This window comes from Deltaproteobacteria bacterium, from assembly GCA_009929795.1.
Classification (GTDB): domain Bacteria; phylum Desulfobacterota; class Desulfovibrionia; order Desulfovibrionales; family Desulfomicrobiaceae; genus RZZR01.
The window spans coordinates 1-18,268 of the sequence record RZZR01000001.1 but is presented as its reverse complement, the minus strand read 5'-3'; the positions used below and the strand labels follow the sequence as shown (position 1 = coordinate 18,268).

The window sequence follows — 18,268 nt, the reverse complement described above, 5'->3', positions numbered from 1 at the left end:
ATTCAGGCCGCAAGGATATAATCTTCTCCGACCCGATGCCCGCGGGCAGTCAAAAATATCTCCAAATCTTCTCGAACCCCTCGCTTTCCAAGCAGGGAAACCCCGAACATCCGTCCTGCTGCGGGCAAATCCCGGAGATGCCGGACTTCTGCGCCGTGGATCAAACGGCCGATTCTGCGGGGGTCAACGTCGAAATAGCCGCGAACTCGAATACCACGCTCTACAAGGCAGGAAGCTCTTTGGCGGACCGTCCGGCTGGATCCGAAAACATGAATCTCGGGATGGAAGGGATTGTGTTCCCTTAGCCAGTCGGCCAAAAACTGGGATTTCAGGCGATAGAAAGCCGAAATGGAGTACCTGGAATCGGTCCGAGACAGGCGGTCTGGAGGATCGTTCCAAATTAAAAGGGTCTTTCGAACCTTGTCCATGACCGTCCCCAGCTGCAAAAGACGCAGAACCAGGTCATAGTCTTCCGGAAACTCCCCCTGCCGGTATCCTCCAAGATCAAGGACCAATCTTCGATTGAAGACCACCGAAGGGTGTGCGAAAGGAGATTCGACAAAACGGGACATGGCGATGTCCTTGGGAAAAATCTTGGAGTTGATCCAATCCACGTATCGGGCATATCCGCCCTGGGACAAGCTGTTTCCCCCGTGCCGGACCAGACACCCATTCAATTGAGTCTTCGGGTGATCCTCAAGCCAGGCCATCTGGGCGTCCAATCGTTCGGGCAGAGCGATGTCGTCGGCGTCCATGCGAGCCACCCAAAAGCCGTGGCACTGGGAAAGGCCGATGTTCAAGGCCTCGACAATGCCCACAGGGGGAAGGTGCACGACTCGAATTCGGGGATGTTGACGGGCCCAGTCGTCGAGAGCGGCCCCGGTTCCGTCTGTGGAGCCGTCGTCGACGGCCACGATCTCATACTCCGAGCAGTTCTGGACGATCAGACTTTCCAGGCAGGGTCCGATGGTCCCGGCGGCGTTCCGGCAGGGGAGAAGGACCGAAAGCTTCATGAACCGGCCTGGCCGGCAGACATCCGTTCAGCGATGCTTTGGCGGACATCCAGGACGATGTCAGCCGATACGCCCGACATGGCCCGGCTCATGGCCTGTGCAAGGGATTCCGGGTTTCTTTTTTGGCAATTTTCACGTCGGGAGTAGGTCCGCTGGAACAAAACCTCCTGGGCTGGATCCGGAGTCCTGGCATCGACCAGGGTAATCACGAGGCTCAGCACGGCCTGCCATCTGTCGTGCAGATCGAACTCGTAAAAATCCTGCACGACCCCTTCGACCGTATAAACGGGCCGCAGAGTGGTACCCGGTCCGGTGACGGCTTGAGCCAAGCCGGAAGCGATCATGTCCCTGCGAAGGAATGACGATACGAGCAGGCCTGGGTTGGCCCGCCAGAAGTGATAGGCATACTCCCGACGAACGAGATCTCCGTCCCTGTAGACGATGGACTGGGTGTCATACTCCGGCGCGACACTGAATCTGGTCACTCCGAGAATCACGGACAGAGGGGGCGCAGTCGGTTCGGGAACGGTGTATTCCAGGGTGTAGCTGGAAATGGGGGGCGTTTGGCCGGTCTTGCCGGCGCAGCCGAGGCCCAGGATGCAGACCGCGAACACGGCAAGGATGACGGGCCCGGATTTGCAAGCTTTTCCAGAGCGCCCCAAAGGGCAAATTTTCGGTAACAATGTGCTGCGATGATCCATGCTGAAGACCTCTTTTATGGCTCGATGGTTCTGGGCGCCGGCGGCTGGCCGAAAAGCAGTTGGGCCGGATAGGTTTCGAGTTTTTGGAGCAGGCGGGTCAATGCCTCGCTGGACCGCTCGAGATTCTGGACCGTGACCAGGATCGAGCGTTCAGTCGAGTCGAGATTTTCACGGCTCTGACGAAAGACCTCCTGCCCCTGGGCAAGCAGTACATCGGAACGACGGGCCGAGGCCCGGATATCTTTCAGGGATTCTTCGATCAGGACTCCGCTGACGCCGACCGTGTCCGAAACTTTGTCCACGATCTCCCTAACGGCGACCATTCCATCCTCCATCTCGGACAGGATCGCGTTGGCTTGCCTTCCAGCTTGGTCGGCGTGATTCAAGAAGTTCGATAGACGAGGGTCATGGAGCAGATTGTTCACTTTATGGATCGCGGTCTGGACCTGCGTGGAGAGTTCGGCCGCCCTGATGTCGAGGACAGCCTGATCAGCGTGATCGAGTAGAGCCACGATGCGCGAAGAAATGCCCTCGAAGTCGATGGCGTTGATCTTGCCGTACAACTCGTCAACTCCCTCCATGAATTGCTGGATAGATGACTGACGAGTGGCCAGGACAGGGTAGTCGTATTCGAGTTGCATATCAGACGGAGGCTTGAAATACCGCCCGGACGGTCGCCCGGAATCGAGTTCAATGAACATGGCCCCGGTGATGCCTACGGCCGAGAGCTGGGCCACGGTGTTCTCCGGGAGCCGTACGTTTTGGCCGACGTCCAGAACGACCTGGACCAGAGTCCCGTCAGGGGCCAATTCGATGGAGCGGACCAGACCGGCGGGAACTCCACGGAACTTGACCGGGGCGTCGACGTTGAGTCCTTGGACCGATTCATTGAAAAATATCTGGTACTTGTTCCCGTGCTGAAAAAAATTGTTCATTCCCAGGACAAGAATGGAAACGATGGAGATCCCCAGTCCCGAGGCCACGAAAAGTCCGACCAAGACCTTGGTGCGTGCGTTTGCCATGGTTATTGCGTCTGCTCGTATGCGTTGTTCCGGTTCATTGGGGCTCGGCCTCACGGTTGAAAAATTGGCGGACAAAGGGATGTTCGCCATGGTCTCGAAGCCAGGCCGGGTCCCCCTCGGCTATGATGGATCTGGATTGCTTGTCCAGCATGATGACGCGGTCGGCAATGGCGAAGATACTGGAGAGTTCGTGGGTGACGATAACCATGGTCATACCCAGGGTCTCGTTGAGCCGGAGGATGAGCCGATCCAACTCGGCCGAAGTGATGGGGTCCAGCCCGGCCGACGGCTCGTCCAGAAAGAGAATTCCGGGATTGAGAGCCAAGGCCCGGGCAATGGCCGCCCGTTTCTTCATCCCCCCACTTATCTCCGAGGGCAGATGATTCTCGAAGCCGTCCAAATTGACCTGAGCCAGCTTCATGGACACCAGGGTATCCACGGCTTTGGTTGGCAGGTCTGTGTACTCCCTAATGGGCAGGGCGATATTTTCGGCCAGGGTCATAGACCCAAACAGAGCTCCAGCCTGATACATGACTCCGATACCCCTGAGGATCTTCTTGTAGATATCGTCGTTGGATGAATCCAGGATCTGTCCCTCAATGGTGATTTGACCTTGGAGGGGAGGATGAAGGCCGATGAGGTGCTTGAGCAGGGTGCTTTTGCCGCATCCGCTTCCTCCAAGAATGACGAAGATTTCTCCTCGCCGGATGGAGAAATCTTCGTTCTCCAGAAGAAGATTGCCGGGGAAGCCCATATGCAGTCCTCTGACTTTGATGACGACATCATCCATGGCTACCGCCAGTACCTGAGGATCACGGCCAGAATGGAGTCGGCCAGAATGATGAGAAAGATGGCGCTGACAACAGCCGAGGTCGTGGCCCGACCGACGGCATCGGCTCCGCCACGGACCTGGAAGCCCCTGAAACATCCGATCCAGGAGATGAGCAGGGCGAAGATGGCACTCTTGAAAAAACCCCAGACCACATCGAAGACCTTGAGGGTCCGGATGGTTTGTTCGATATACGAATGGGCCGTCAGATCGAGCATGCCCACACCGACGATGAGACCTCCGAAAATGGCGAAGAGATCGGAAAAAAGGGTCAGGAGAGGTACCACGGCCAGGGTGGCCAAAAGCTTGGGAATGACCAGGAATACCGTGGTGTTGAAGCCCATGGTCGTCAGGGCGTCCACCTCCTCGGAGATGATCATGCTCCCAATTTCAGCAGCAAAGGCCGATCCAGACCGGCCAGCCACGATGATGGCCGTCATGATCGGGCCCAGCTCCCGGACCATGGACAGGCTGACTAGGGAAGCCACATAGATGTTGGCCCCGAATTGCTGGAGCTGAACTGCGGACATGAAGGCCATGATCAGGCCGAGGAGAAAGCTGATCAGCCCGACGATGGGCAGGGCGTCAACGCCGACCCGTTGCATGTAGGTGAAGGTCTCTTCATAGCGGATTCGGCCTGGATGACGGATAACGAAGGCCAGACTCAGGCAGACGTCGCCAATGAAGCCGAGGAGGCGAAGCGTGTCTCGGTATATGGTGATGCTCGCGTCACCTAGACGATAAAATATTCCTCCAACCTTTTCTCCTCTGAATGACAGGCTCTGCCCCAGCTGTTTGAAATGAACAATCTCCAGCTGGCGGGCGATTTCCCGGGGGACATTCCTGAGGAAAAAGGCCTCCCGAGTCGTGGCCCGACGACGCAAGGCGTCCAGGACCAAGATACCGTAGTCATCCATGGATATCACTCCGGACAGATCCACGGTCATGTCGGCCTTTCGCTTCTTAAGAACACGGTCGATCCAGGCGATGCATGCCGAGGCGTTTCGCCGGTCGAACGAGCCGGCGACGGCGACTTCGGCCATCGCCAATTCAGGCCAGCAGATTCGAAGATCGGCCCCCTGAATCTGTACTGAGACATCCTTGCGGGCGTTGACCGTCACGGAACGCTCCCGGCTGTTTTTTGACTCAAGGGCAAAATTATTCGAAAGAGAGCCCCGCCCAGAGGGGCGGCATCGACACTCATGCTTCCGTTGTGATTCCGGACAACGATGAAGAAGGATACGGACAGTCCCAGTCCCGTGCCGGAGCCGGGGGGCTTAGTGGTGAAGAACGGTTCGAAAATTCGCTTCCGAGAGGCCTCGTCCACTCCAGGCCCGCTGTCCTCGACCTCAAGGACCACGCTTTTGGCCACGGCCCTGGTTCGGATGTTGATCCTTGGCTCCCTCCCTGCGTTCTGTCCACTCATGGCCTGGGCGGCATTGCGCAGGAGATTGACCATGACCTGTTCGATTTCGGACTGTGAACACTCGACTGGAGGCAGATTTGGGTCCAGATCCGTTTCGATTCGGATTATGTTCCAGAACCGCTTGCTCCTCAGGGTCTGTTCGCTTCGGGCGACCTCGATGCATTGAAGGACAAGGGCGTTGAAGTCGGCCATGGCGTAGCCGCCGGATTTCTTGCCGCTCATCTCGAGCATCCCGCTGACGATTTTGGAGGCTCTGTCAGCGGCGTTTTGAATATCATGAATCCTGGACGGAATTTTTCTGGCATCAAGATACGACCAAATTCGATCCATCGAGAGGCCAAGCTTTACGGCGGCTTCGTCGTTGGCTCTGGAATCGTTTAAAAGACGCTGTTCCAATATCTGGGCTCCGAGGGTGATGGACGCCAGAGGATTGTTGATCTCGTGAGCGATTCCGGCGGCAAGTCCGCCGATGGACATCATTTTCTCGGTCTGGGCCATCATCTCCTCGAGCCGGACTCGGGCCGTGACTTCGTCGACTCTGACCAGCATCCCCGGGAGGCTGTCCGAAAGTAGGGGCGCCAAGGTCACGTCAAAATAGCGGATGCCCTCGGGCCCATCAAGAGGAACCCGTTCCAACCTTTTGGTCTTGCGGAAACGGATGCATTCCGAAACCACATCCATGGAGCCTGCCATCAGCGGCAGGACCGAATCCAGAGGTTTGCCGACGGCGTCGCTTATAGGCCGGGACAGGGTTTCCTCGGCCTGAAAATTCCAGTGGGTAACCAGTCCGTCCGCGTCGACGGCCGCCAAAATGGATGGGATGGAGTCAAACATGGTCTGGAAGGAACGCCTGTAGGATTCTAGGGCCTCCTCAGCCAATTTTCGGCGGCTGATGTCTGTGATCAAAACCAGATATCTCAAACCCTCCGGCAAAAGAATTCTGTGAGCTCGGAGTTGAATTGGAAAAAAGGTGCCGTTTTTTCTTTGACCTTTCCACTCCCGGTCCACTGGAATGTCGACCCCAGTTTGACGAATCTCGAATTGCAGCCCGCTTCCTTCAAACGATTCTCCGCTCAGGACAAAAATCGGCTTGTCAACTAATTCCTCTGCCTCGTAACCAAAAATTCTGACGCAACTCTCGTTAATCTCAAGCACCGTTCCTTCGAGGTCGGTGAGGGCGATCACGTCAGGGATGGTGTTCAAGACCTGCCTCAGTCGTTCGCTCAAACGGGCTTGGATTTGCCTAGCCTTCTGGACCGCTTCGGCCATGTTGTTGAAGGATCGGGACAGCTGGCCGAGCTCGTCGTCGGAATCGACGGGAACCCTTTTTTCGAAAGACCCCTGGGACATGTCTCGAGCCATGCCTTCCAAATGCCTGATGGGACGAGCCAAACTCCCGGCGACCATCAGGGAACAGGCAAAAGCCACCAAGGCCAGGCCCGCGGTCAAGATTCCGGTCACGGTGGTCTGGGCCACACTCGAACGGATAAAACTTTCCCGGGTCTGACCGAATGCGACGTGCCACGGTTTTTCGGTCAAGGAAACTTCGGCGAACCACATGGGTTCCCTCTGTACCTCGATTTCGGCGAAAGAAATCAGGGGCGCGCCGCTGGATGAGGCCCCTGCGAAGAACGGGACGGCTTGCTTCGCGGTCGAAAGAGCGCGTCCGAGGCCAGGCTGGCTATCCAGACCTTTGTGTCCGTGCCAAAAGGGTCGCCCACGCCAGGAGGGGTCGGAGCCAGCTGCGATGCAGACTCGGTGATCGTCGACAACAAGGGCATAAGAGCCGATGCCGAGCAGACCGTTTTCCCGGGCGACGAGGCTCTGGAGTATGGCCGCATCGTATCTGCATCGAATGAGACCGACGGTTTGGCCCTGCACGTCACGAATGACGCTGGAGAAGACGATGGATGGCCGGCCGTTGCTAGGAGAGATGAAGATGTCGGACGCATATGGAAGGCCGGTTTTGATGGCTTGGACGAAATAATTACGATCTTGGCGGCTTTCACCGGACGAAAGAATGGATGTGTCCAGGATCACTTGGCCTTCGATATCGAGGATCGCATAGGAATTGATGAAAACTTGATCGAGCCGCTTGAGGGCGACGAGAGAGGCCATGCACCTCTGCTCCTGAAGACTGCCTACTCTCAAGTCTGGATCAAGCTCGAACAGCAATCTGAATTCCGGAAGCAGGGCCTGGGTCCGGATGGTATTTAGACTCGAAGAGAAAAAACTGTCCAGTGTCCTTGCCGTTTGTTGAGCCGCACCGCGAAGCGATTGTTTGGCCGTATCCATCAGGGCTTCGCGCATGATGGCGCCGGAAATTAACGACTGAAAGGCAATGGGAAACAGGGTCAGCAGAAGGAAGGCCAAGGTGAGCTTGGTCTGAAGTCTCAGCCGGGAAAAGAAACGGATGAGCAGAAAGGCCGCCACAAGCTGGAAGAGAGCAACCGACAACGGGAACAGAAAACTCTGGTTCCCATGATCGGTGAGCAGGAGCGGAGCAAAGGGAGCGAGGCCCATGGCTGCCAGAAGGACGCACACGCAGGCCACCACTCGGCGGCCTGCCGGGTCTGATTCCGACGTGAAGATTTGCCGGGCCCGGACTTTCATCCCGCGATTCGTTCTCTTCCCGCTGGCATCGTGCATTACTTGAAAAACGTCTCGGTTTCGGGTCGGATTTTTACCGGTTCCGGTTTAGAACAAAGCCGCCGTCGATCATGTCTTTGGGATTTGGAGCGGAAGATGCATCGCCAAGGTTGATGAAAAAATTGATCTGGGCCGTAGCGATGTCATAGATGGAGTCTTTTTCGGACGAAAAAAGCAGCTGGTTGTCCTCCAGATTCAAAAGATCACATCCGGCCAGTGACACCTCTTTGGGCCGCTTGCCCACGGCATCAGCAATGATCCGGGTTGCTTCTTCTGGGTGTCTCAGCCAGAAATCCAAAGCCTCAAACCATGCTGCCACGAATCCTCGAATGTCATCGTGGCGTTTTTTGACAACATCCTCCGTGAAGCAGACAACATCGAGGATCATGCCGGGAGTATCGGCTGTGGTGAACAAAACATGATAACCATTTGCCTCTGCTAGGGCCAGAAACGGGTTCCACGTATACCCGGCCTGGATGGAACCGGAGGACATTTTGTCGATGACCAGTTCAATGGGAACGTCGATGAGGGATAATTCTCTGCCATCCTGTCCGGCTCTCCGGAGATAGGTGGTCAGGATGAACTCACTTCCCGACAGAGAGCCTTGGGTTCCAACGCGTTTTCCAATCAGATCTTTCGGACCGTCGATGTCTGGCAAGGCAATTAGCCCTTCGGCCCCTTTTGAAAAATCGGTGGCCATAACCACCCGAAGATTGGGAAGACCTGACTTGAGGGCCTCGTAGAGGCCCATGCAGCCCCCACCGAGTTCTCCGGCTCCGATGTCCGGAAGAATCTGGACGTATGTCGAGTAGAAGATAGGTTCTATATGGGCCCCATGTTTTTCGAACAGGCCCTTTTCCTTGGCGATAGCCATGGGATACCAGCCTGGCCACTGACACCAGGCGACCTTGATTGGCTGCATATACTTCCTTGTTTTACTGGATATTTCGTTACTACAGGAAGGCAGAACCAAAGCCGTCAGGATCAAAAACACTAGAATAGGTTCGACGATGATTTTTCCGGGCGGAAGCAAGCAGACATGGATCGGCTCTCTTTGAAGCAAAATCATAATAAAAGCTATCCAATGCTCAGGGCAATGGCAAGACTGTCCTCCGCGCAAGGCAGGCTCCGGCGAAACGACGAGTTGCTCGGCTTGATTTTGACCTTGTTCTCGGATAATCAAAACTGCATGTTTTCCAACAAAAAATCATTCTTTTTCGTAGCGTCCGGCCTGCTGGCCATGCTGTTCATCCTGTCAACCCCGCAAATCATTCTTGCCGACCAGAAGATTTCGGCGGAAATTGACCAAGCATTGGACTACACGCTGTCAACCTGCCTGCCGAACGGACCTTCCCATGTCGATCGGGGCCTTTTGGCCCCGTTGGTGCATTTTGCCAAAACCACCCCATCCGGATCTGCACTCAAACTCGACAAACGGGAAGGGGCCACTCCGGCATTCATTAGCTTCCGAATTGACGTGCCGCTTAAAAAGCTCATGCAATACATGTACGACCCTAATCTGCCGTGCTATATTGTCATGCCTTCCTCCATGCGGATGACCGAATGGAAATCGGTTGAAAACCATCCTGACGGGTTCCCCCTGCTCTGGAAGATGTTCGACAATCTTCAAGAGCCGTTTTTCGTTCGTGGAGTGGAGCGTGAGGAGATTACTCCGGACCTGAACACCGGCGCCTACTACGGGTATGACTTGTACCGGAGCATGACGATTCTTCCCGGTCCTGAAAAAGCAGTGGTCTCTGTATCCCGGCAGGCCGACAAATCCGATGTGGGCCGCAAAGGGGCCGTGGTCGGCGACGACCAGAATTGGAATTACATCTATTCCAATGAAGAAGGAGTGAGCATGTCCGGGTTGGGGTGGGCCAGCACCTACATGTATAACGGCTTTACGGTTTCGGTCTTCGTGGAGACCGGCCCGACCTCGGTTCAATGCGTCATCTTCAAATGGCTCAAGGCAGGGTGGTCCAACATGAATATGGTCAAGTCCTCGCACATCGAGCGGGGGATGACCCGATTCGTATCAGACCTGAAGACCATCCTTGAATCCCCGTTTTTGCCAAGCTATGATGAACTTCTCGACCGCAGGGCCGAACTCGGCACCCTGGAAAACCGAGAACTCCGTGATCTTTTGCGCCCCTATTTCCGAACTCTGGCTTCTGCGGATGACCCGATCCTCAGACGCGACCCCTTCAGCGAATTGCTGGCCGACGACTCTTATCTGGACGCCATGCCCAGACTTGAGATGGAAAAGATTCTGATTCACGAATTTTTGCGGTGTCGCCTAGGTCGGACAGCGGCTCTGGGCGCCGACGTCTGCGACCGGTATTCCAGACTCGACAATCCATGGAGTGCACAGCCCTTGGTTCGTTGAGGCGCCTCAAAGTCGGTCACTTTTCCTCAGCTTCAAGAGCACAAATCCCGTACCAGGCCTGACCAAGAGAAATGCAGGCGTCGTTGGGGGGCACGAGGGTGTGGACCGATGGTTCCAGATCACGCTTTTGAAGCGCCGTTGGGAGGCATCTAGCCAGAGTCGCATTCTGGAATACCCCTCCGCTTAAGACCACCTTTCTGATTCCAGTCCTGGTCGCCCCGTCCAAAGTCCAGTCCACGAGCCCCCTGATCAGTCCTCGGTGAAACCGTCCGGAAATGATTCCCGTCGGCACCTCATTTCGCCAATCAATAAAAACGCATTTGAAAATTTCGTGCGTGTCCAGGATTGTCAGGCCCTCGTCATGTCGAAGAGGGCAGGGGTAGGCAATCCGATCGTCTTCCGCCTGCGCCGATTCGAGACGAATGGCCGCCTGACCTTCGTAATCAATGACCAGACACAGGCCGAGAAGAGCGGACACTGCATCGAACAGACGGCCGCAACTCGAACTGATGGGAGAATTGATTCCTCGGTCCAGCATGGTCTGAACGATGGAGTCTGCCGTGGCATATTGCTCCATCCATGGCCAGGCTCTGCCTGCGGGAGGCGCGAGGCCCAGGCTATGGACAAAGGCCTTGGCAATTCTCCAGGGTTCCACAACTGCCTGATCCCCTCCCGGCAGGCGCACCCTGGCCAAACGACCGATTCTCTGATGTTGTGCCCGGATTGGATCGACAAGAAAGAGTTCGCCGCCCCAAAGGGTGCCGTCCTCGCCGAGTCCGGTACCGTCCAAGGCGATGCCAAGACAGGGCTCGTCGATGCGATTTTCGGCTATGCAAGCCCAGACATGGGCTACATGGTGCTGAAGCGTCATGGTTGGCAGATGGGATCGCTCCTGGGCAAAAGCCGTGGTCATGTAGTTGGGATGCACATCCCGAACTTGGGCCTTTGGCTCGCATTGCAGGATATCCGGGAGATGGGCAGCCATCTCCCGGTAGAACTCCATGGTTTCCAGATTGGACATGTCCCCGATGTGCTGGGAGGGAAACGCCTGGTTGCCCTTGGTCAGGCACATGGTAGCCTTGAGTTCTGGGCCGGTTCCGAAAACGCTTGGTCCACTTCGGGGCAAGAAAACCGGCGATGGTGTGTAGCCTCTGGCCCGACGAAGGAGAATCGCTCGACCGTCGACGACGCGAACCACGGAATCGTCGCACCGGATCAAAATGTCGCGGTCATGAAGCAAGAATAGGTCGGCTATGCGAGTCAAACGAGACAAGGCCTCGCGGTTTCCCAAGCAAATCGGTTCGGAGCTCATATTTCCCGAGGTCATGACCAGGGCCGGAATTCTTTTTGGTCTCAATGCCGCGAACCGGGCTAGGATGAGGTGGTGGAGCGGGGTGTAGGGAAGCATGATTCCGAGATAGTCCGTGTCCGGAGCCAGTTCCCGATCCAAAGGGCAATCTTCCTTGCGTCTCAAGAGGACGATGGGCCGCTTTATCCCGGACAGGAGATCGGCCTCGGTTGGGTCCACGCAACAAAGGCTCCGGGCCGTTGCAAGATCCGGAACCATGACCGCCAGGGGCTTGCCGAAACGCTTCTTTCTGGCCCGCAATGTTCTGACCGCCTCGGGATTGGCGGCGTCACAAACAAGATGAAACCCTCCCAGACCCTTAACGGCCGCTATGCCTCCCTCAGCCAATTTTTGAACCAAACCGGCCAGGGCCTCAGAACCTTCGGCCAGACGAATTTCATTCTTTTGTAACCAAAGTCGGGGCCCGCACACCGGGCAGGCATTGGGCTGGGCGTGAAATCTTCGGTCCAAGGGGTCTTCGTATTCCAGTCGGCAGTCAGTACAGAGGGGAAAACATGCCATGGACGTCGATGGACGGTCGTAGGGAATTCTGGCCGTAATGGTGAACCGCGGGCCGCAATTCGTGCAATTGGTGAAGGCATAGCCGTATCGTCGATTCTTGGGGGCGAAGATGTCCTGAAGACAATCCGGACAGGTAGCCACGTCGGGAGAGATAAGAACGGAATGTCCGGCCCCGGACCGGCTGGCTTGGATGACAAACCGTTCTTCAGCTTCGACGACGGGCATATTCTCCCACTCCAAGGAGACAATGGCGGCCAGAGGAGGAAGTTCGTCCCGTAGCCGCAAAGAAAAAGACTTAAGCCGGTCTTCTGACCCCTGAATCTCGATCCTGACCCCCTTGGAGTCGTTGAGAACGAATCCGGTCAGGACCTCTTCCGCGGCCAACCTGTAGACAAAGGGTCTGAAGCCGACCCCCTGAACCTGGCCGGTGATGATGAAAACCAAACGCTGCATGGATGAATCTCCTTCGGGATACGTTCCGTTCATGGCAGGTCTAGAGCCTTTCGTGGACACAGACAAGAATTGACCTCGACCGTCCGCACATTTAGGGATGAGGCGGCAAGAAACACGTAACGCTAATAAATCAGTGGCAGCCAAGGAGTGAGACGAAGTACGATGAGCGGTTATTTGGCACCGATACTTATGGCGGGACTCATTCGAACCTGGGGTTCGACCCTGCACTTCAGTCTCCAAGGCTTTGAACAGGCCCAGGCCGCCCGGGGAGTCGACAACCGTTTTGTCTGCGCCGTCTGGCACGATGAATTGTTTCCTGTCACCTATTTACATCGAGACGAAGGCCATATCGCTGTCGTCAGCCAGAGCAAGGACGGGGAGGTGGCCACCAGAATCGCCCAGAGACTCGGGTACGCCGTAACGAGAGGCTCAAGTACGAGAGGGGGAATGCAGGCGGTCATGAGTTCCATGCGCGAAATGAAGCGACGTGGGGCAGGACTGGTCTTGGCCGTGGACGGGCCCCGTGGGCCCAGGCATCGGGTCAAGGAAGGGGCCGTGTTCGTGGCCTCCAAAATCGGGGCCATGATTATCCCAGTCAGGACGATCATGCACAGGGCCAAGGTCTTTGAACGTTCATGGGATCGGTTCCAACTGCCTCTGCCGTTTTCCAGATGCGACGTTTTCTACGGTTCACCCTACGAAGTGCCCAGAGATCTCGATCGTCGAGGTTTGGCCCAGGAGAGAGAACACCTTGAGGCCAGGCTCAACGCCTTGACGGATGCGGTGGAGGGTAACCGATGAAGGATGCATTCTACTGGAGTTTTTTTCGAGTAGCCCAGGCCTTGCCCGAGAGAGTCCTGATCTGTTTGGGACGGGGCTTGGGCCGGATAATGTGGGCCGTACTCGGAAGTCGTCGCCGGGAATCGACTCGATCGGTTCAAGAGCGCCTGAATCTTTCCCCTGATTGGGCCAAAGTCGTCGCCAAGGCAAGCTTCATCAACAGCGGCCAGTCCTTCATGGAAATTTTCATGACCCGCAATGTGGACTGGAGATTCCTGGACAGGGTCGAAATCCCGGATATGGCCTCTCTTGTGGCTTTGGCCGAGTTGGATCGGCCCATAATCGGAGTCACCGGGCACATGGGGGCATGGGAACTTCTGGCTGGAATGCTTAATTTGTTCGTGCCGGAAGGGCGTCCCAATCAGGTTGTCGTCCGTCTTCCGAAGGACAGGGAGCTGGGCCTGCTCATGCTTCACATGAGAACTTTGGCCCGGGTCGAGATCGTTCGCCATCGTCAAGCGGTAAAGTCGGTCTTACGCTGCCTTCGAAAAAATGGGGTCAGTGCCTTTTTGGTCGACCACAACACCATGGTCGAAGAGGCCACGTTCATTCCATTCCTTGGGTTGGAGGCGGCAGTCAACATCGGTCCGGCTGTTTTGGCCGTTCGCTCTCAGGCCACGATCTTACCAATTTTTCTCGTACGTCGAGAACCAAAGGGGTATCGACTGGTATGGGAAACTCCGCTGGACACCCGGGACCTGCAGGGACCGATCGGGGAACGAATTGAGGCGGCGGCCCGGTTCTACACCGAAGCCGTGGAGAGAATCGTCAGGGCCTATCCGGAACAGTGGTTTTGGATGCACCGCAGATGGAAGACCCGGCCTGAAGACTGCCTATAAGGGGCTTCAGGAAGGCTCGAGATGGGTGGCTATGGTTTCTGAGTCCTCCGGTCGAAATTCGACCCCCAACGATTTGGAACCTCCGCTACAGGAAATCCGAGATTTATTGATCTCGACGAATCCGGCCGAAATGATTTTGGAGTAGGGGATCTGGGCTCGCATCTCGCCATGCCCGATCCTGTCCGGAAATAGGACCGGAAGCTCCTGTCCGGAAAAATCTTCGAATACGATGTACTTCATCATCGGATTGTCCCCTGCTTCTTGTGATTCAAGTCCGATCCTCCAATCAAGGCCAATACCTCAAGCATCACTTTATATTGCAGTGCGCCGCCCATGGCAGGCCTCAAAACAATGGGACCGTGCCCTTAGCCGCCTGCCCGGTCTTCTTTTCCAGGGCCTTGACCCGTTGTTCGGCAGCTTCCTTCTGGCTCTTACGATCAGCATTCTTGGCCACCCGGGAAAAGAGCCTTGACGCGGCCGTGAATCTGCCTTGATTTTCATAGATCAGCCCGGCCCGATACAAGGCCGTCAATGCCCAGATGTTCTGTTCGGGAAATTTCCAGCCGAGTATCAGATAGTAATCCAGGGCTTGGTCTTCATTCCCAAGATATTGTGCCCCTTCCCCCATCCAAAATAGGGTTTCGGCTTGGAGATCCCTGGGTAACCCATCTCTTTCCGACCAAATTTTTTCGAGCATGTCCTGGGCCCAAGTCCATTGCCCGAGCCTTTGAGCAAGGAGGGCGAGTTTGAGCCTTCTCGCCACGGTGACACTCTCGGGAGTGATCTCCAGAATGCTCTTGTAGGTTTGGAGGGATTCAGCCTCCATGCCCTGTTCCATCTCCAGTCCGGCCCGGGCCAGCAGATAGGCATTGCCCCATCCCGGTCCGATATCTTGTTCGTCAATTTCTCTAACGTATTTCCAGGCCAAGGCGATGCGGCCTTGGCCATGGGCTTCCTGGGCCAAAACCAGAAACCCGCGTTGTCCGGCAACACTTCGGGAGTACAAAAAAGCCAACATTGCGGCCGAGGCCTGTTTGCCTTCCGGGCTCTGGAGACTTTCGGCAAGATCGGTGTACAGAAGAAGCGGATCCAAGGGCCAGGATTTTGCCTGTTCCGAAACGGTCCAGAAGGGGGCCTGAATAGATGGCGAAGCTAAAACACCTCCGGCATTGGCCAGAGACAGGATGAGCAACTTTTGATCAGTGTCAGCAAAGGTATCAGGAAATGTGTTTTTAGCCAAAATCCGGGACAAAGCCAGACAAAGAGAATGATCCCATGGATGTGAAGCAGTGGTGTTGCTGTCCACAAAAACAGACAGATCACCATCCAAGACTCGGAAAACGATTTCAAGATCGGACAAGGAAGACCGAATACCCTCGTCGAGAAGTGAGGATTCCTTTTCCTTTCGAACAGCCTGCAGGGCCTGGCCCGGACTGAGCTCGGATAAACGGGCCAGAAAATGAGGCCAGGACAGAGTGTTCGGGCCGGACAGAGCCCATCCTCCGGATGCCATGTTCCGAAGCTGGGGTCGATAAACCTCCCAAAAGGAAAGCTCCATCGAAGGGGCGGCTTCTGCTTGAATGGATGTTTCTTCGGCACCGTTTTTGAGGTACTCGCCAAATCGGAACCAGAAATTTCGCTGGTCGGCATTGGAGAGACCTTCGACGGCCTTATGGCCGACGCTCCAAAAGCCCACGGACCAAGCGGCTAGGGCTCGGACCAGAAGTACCCGTTCACCGGATGGAGCAGACGAGATGCCTGCATGGTCATCCTGTTCAAAGGAAAGTGGCTTAAGTGCCCATATCTGGGCGATGGCCTGCCAACGACGCGAGTTTGGCCAGGCTTGGTTGGCCAAACTCAAGGTCCTGTCCAAAATTCCATGACGGGCCTGAACGATATCCTGATTCGGATTTTTCCACAGGTCCCAGAACCAGCGGGTCCAGACCATGTCCCAAAGGGTTTCGAGTCTGGGCTCTTCCCGGAGCGATTTCAATGCCTGGGTGGGATCGAGAGATGAGCAGGCCTCGGCAAAATCCAGGACCGCCTCGGGAAACAGTCCTAGTTGACGTTGAGCCCGTCCCTTGAGCCAGAGTCTACGACCTTCGAGAGTCCCATCGAAATGCCCAAAGGCATTTAGGAGTCCAAGTGCCTCCTCGGGATTGTCGCTAAAAATGAGGGCCTCGGCCTGGGACAAGACAGTCTCCTGGGTAGGGTTTTGCCTGGCCATTTCACGGGCAAAGGCATCCCAGGCGTCGAGATCTCTGAGCCAGGAGGAGAATTCCTGATCCTTGGCCGCATTTGCCGGGATAATTCCCAGATTAATCGTCAGAATGGCGAGACAGAGATTAAGCATCAGAGCACGGACGAACATGTGGAGTATTCCGGTTGTTGAAGTTTGACTTGAAAAATTGAAATTTAAAGCGGAACTTGATGGTTTGAGCGGGGCATCATCTGCAAAAATGATCTTAGAGGGGCGACAGTTTTTTTCGCTCAAATTTTTGATTTAATTTTATAAAAGTTTACATAATTTACATTATGAGACTTAGTAACAAAGAAAAAATATATTGAGACAACCCACCGTATTCACATAAGATTACCTATTCTTGGACTTCCAGCCCGAGCCTTGAGCGTCCCTCATAAAGATGTCCAGACCGGCCGAGGTCAAAGGATGACTGAAGAGCTGCTCAAGAATGGAAAACGGAATGGTCACGATGTTCGCCCCGACCATGGCAGCCTCGAGAACATGTGCCGTGGAACGCACGCTGGCCACCAGAACCTCCGAATCGTAGCCGTACTGCTCAAAGATGGTCTGAATTTGAACAACGATTTCCATGCCGTTATGCCCAATGTCATCCAGTCGTCCGACAAATGGACTGACATAGTTCGCTCCGGCCTTGGCGGCGAGCAAAGCTTGAAGCGGCGAAAAAATCAGGGTGACGTTCACTGGAATATTCATGTCCCTCAATACGGCAACGGCCTTGATTCCATCTTTGGTCATGGGAATCTTGACCACAACATTGGGACCGATTTTAGCCAGCTCCACGGCTTCGGCAACCATCTGGCCCGTGGCCGTCCCCATGACTTCAAGGCTGACAGGACCCTCGACCATCGAGCAGATGGTTTCGGCCAATGCACGCCAATCCTTGCCCTCTCTAGACAAAATGGATGGGTTGGTCGTCACCCCATCCAAGACCCCGTAGTCTCGGGCCTTGGAGATTTGATCCAGATTGGCGGTATCGAGAAAAAAACGCATGCCCTACTCCTTGATTTCCTGGCCGGATTCCAATTGTTTCATATACTTGTCCCGGCAGTCATAGCTGCAGAAACAATGGACCTTTTCTCCGTTACGGATTCTAATGTCCGTGTCCTTGGGCACATAGGTTCCACAGATCGGATCCTTGACCATTTCGCCGTCGGCGACCTTCTGGTCCTGAATTTTTTGAGATGCTTGGTTCTTCTTGCGCTTGTCGCCAGTAAGCAGCTTGTACAAAATGTAGGCTGCGGCGACGAAAATCAAAAGTTTGATCATCTGGGACCGCCTTGTATTTAAAGTAAAGGTTTATATTTATCAATTATCATCTTGATATTCTTTTTTTATTTTTGTCTGATCAATCCATTCTCGACCGTGAAACGCAAATTGGCAAGGACCGCGTCGATCCTACTTGAATTCGGACCGGGAATGACGAATTCCGGGTCCAGATCAAACAAAGGGACGAGCACGAAAGCCCGGCGATGCATACGGGGATGAGGAAGAACAAGGTCAGTGCCCAAACAGATCGTCGTCCCAAAGGTCAAGAGATCGATGTCGATAATTCGAGGCCCTTTTTCAGGACCTATACGATTTCGACCCATGCGGGATTCAATGCTCAAAAGTGAGTGCATGAGTCGTTGAGGAGTCCACCAGGCCGAACATTCGAGCATAGCGACCTGATTTAAAAACCAAGCCTGGTCTCGAAAATCTTGGGGCTCGGTCCGGTAGACCGGAGATCGAGCGACGACGCGAACTCCGGGCAATTCGGCCACATGAACCAAGGCCTTGGCAACATTGGATTCTGCCTCCCCCATGTTGGACCCCAGGCCGATACAGATGCCGGGTGCAAATTTTTTGGTTCCGGTCGTTGATTCGAGCATCAGGGTTTGCGTAAAATGGCTCTGGGCTTGCTGCCGTCCTGGGGGCCGATGATTCCATCCTGCTCCATCTGTTCGATGAATCTGGCCGCCCTGTTGAAGCCTATCC

The 18,268-nt window shown here is 55.3% G+C and carries 16 protein-coding genes; 3 read left to right on the top strand and 13 right to left on the bottom strand.

The window, feature by feature from the left end; all coding sequences use genetic code 11:
* Window positions 1-2: 2 nt before the first annotated feature.
* From EOM25_00080 to EOM25_00050, 7 genes are all read right to left on the bottom strand, one after another.
* Window positions 3-1,013 (bottom strand): glycosyltransferase, encoded by a 1,011-nt coding sequence (locus EOM25_00080; GenBank protein NCC23582.1) that lies wholly within the window; start codon window positions 1,011-1,013, stop codon window positions 3-5.
* Window positions 1,010-1,714 carry a hypothetical protein gene (locus tag EOM25_00075; GenBank protein ID NCC23581.1) on the bottom strand — a complete coding sequence of 235 codons (705 nt, stop codon included), beginning with the start codon at window positions 1,712-1,714 and terminating at the stop codon, window positions 1,010-1,012. Before EOM25_00075 ends, EOM25_00080 begins: the two co-directional genes overlap by 4 nt.
* A 14-nt stretch (window positions 1,715-1,728) precedes the next feature.
* Window positions 1,729-2,826 (bottom strand): MCE family protein, encoded by a 1,098-nt coding sequence (locus tag EOM25_00070; GenBank protein ID NCC23580.1) that lies wholly within the window; start codon window positions 2,824-2,826, stop codon window positions 1,729-1,731.
* Window positions 2,771-3,526 (bottom strand): ATP-binding cassette domain-containing protein, encoded by a 756-nt coding sequence (locus EOM25_00065; protein ID NCC23579.1) that lies wholly within the window; start codon window positions 3,524-3,526, stop codon window positions 2,771-2,773. The genes EOM25_00070 and EOM25_00065 overlap by 56 nt, the downstream gene beginning before the upstream one ends.
* A 2-nt stretch (window positions 3,527-3,528) precedes the next feature.
* A complete protein-coding gene (locus EOM25_00060; protein NCC23578.1) occupies window positions 3,529-4,608 on the bottom strand; it encodes an MlaE family lipid ABC transporter permease subunit in 1,080 nt (359 codons plus the stop codon).
* A 74-nt stretch (window positions 4,609-4,682) separates the two neighbouring features.
* The gene (locus EOM25_00055) at window positions 4,683-7,640 is read right to left on the bottom strand and encodes a PAS domain S-box protein (protein ID NCC23577.1); all 2,958 of its coding nucleotides are present in this window, start codon (window positions 7,638-7,640) and stop codon (window positions 4,683-4,685) included.
* Between the two features lie 34 nt (window positions 7,641-7,674).
* The gene (locus EOM25_00050) at window positions 7,675-8,709 is read right to left on the bottom strand and encodes a hypothetical protein (GenBank protein NCC23576.1); all 1,035 of its coding nucleotides are present in this window, start codon (window positions 8,707-8,709) and stop codon (window positions 7,675-7,677) included.
* A gap of 120 nt (window positions 8,710-8,829) precedes the next feature.
* Here EOM25_00050 and EOM25_00045 point away from each other — a divergent pair, with 120 nt between their 5' ends.
* Complete coding sequence (locus tag EOM25_00045) at window positions 8,830-10,029, top strand: hypothetical protein (GenBank protein NCC23575.1); 1,200 nt, start codon at window positions 8,830-8,832, stop codon at window positions 10,027-10,029.
* Between the two features lie 16 nt (window positions 10,030-10,045).
* On the opposite strand, the gene hypF is transcribed toward EOM25_00045, so the two are convergent.
* A complete protein-coding gene (gene hypF / locus EOM25_00040; GenBank protein NCC23574.1) occupies window positions 10,046-12,385 on the bottom strand; it encodes a carbamoyltransferase HypF in 2,340 nt (779 codons plus the stop codon).
* A gap of 129 nt (window positions 12,386-12,514) precedes the next feature.
* Here hypF and EOM25_00035 point away from each other — a divergent pair, with 129 nt between their 5' ends.
* Together EOM25_00035 and EOM25_00030 are read left to right on the top strand one after the other, a co-directional pair.
* A complete protein-coding gene (locus EOM25_00035) occupies window positions 12,515-13,153 on the top strand; it encodes a DUF374 domain-containing protein (GenBank protein ID NCC23573.1) in 639 nt (212 codons plus the stop codon).
* Window positions 13,150-14,031, top strand: coding sequence for an acyltransferase (locus EOM25_00030; protein ID NCC23572.1), 882 nt, complete (start codon window positions 13,150-13,152; stop codon window positions 14,029-14,031). The genes EOM25_00035 and EOM25_00030 overlap by 4 nt, the downstream gene beginning before the upstream one ends.
* 6 nt (window positions 14,032-14,037) lie before the next feature.
* On the opposite strand, the gene EOM25_00025 is transcribed toward EOM25_00030, so the two are convergent.
* The 5 genes from EOM25_00025 to folK form a co-directional block, all read right to left on the bottom strand.
* Window positions 14,038-14,271 (bottom strand): hypothetical protein, encoded by a 234-nt coding sequence (locus tag EOM25_00025; protein ID NCC23571.1) that lies wholly within the window; start codon window positions 14,269-14,271, stop codon window positions 14,038-14,040.
* A gap of 103 nt (window positions 14,272-14,374) precedes the next feature.
* A complete protein-coding gene (locus EOM25_00020; protein ID NCC23570.1) occupies window positions 14,375-16,402 on the bottom strand; it encodes a hypothetical protein in 2,028 nt (675 codons plus the stop codon).
* Between the two features lie 222 nt (window positions 16,403-16,624).
* Complete coding sequence (gene fsa, locus EOM25_00015; GenBank protein ID NCC23569.1) at window positions 16,625-17,284, bottom strand: fructose-6-phosphate aldolase; 660 nt, start codon at window positions 17,282-17,284, stop codon at window positions 16,625-16,627.
* Between the two features lie 3 nt (window positions 17,285-17,287).
* Window positions 17,288-17,560, bottom strand: a complete 273-nt coding sequence (locus tag EOM25_00010) for a transcriptional regulator (protein ID NCC23568.1) — start codon at window positions 17,558-17,560, stop codon at window positions 17,288-17,290.
* A 65-nt stretch (window positions 17,561-17,625) separates the two neighbouring features.
* On the bottom strand, window positions 17,626-18,162 hold the full coding sequence (gene folK / locus EOM25_00005; protein NCC23567.1) for a 2-amino-4-hydroxy-6-hydroxymethyldihydropteridine diphosphokinase: 537 nt from the start codon (window positions 18,160-18,162) through the stop codon (window positions 17,626-17,628).
* Between the last annotated feature and the right edge of the window lie 106 nt (window positions 18,163-18,268).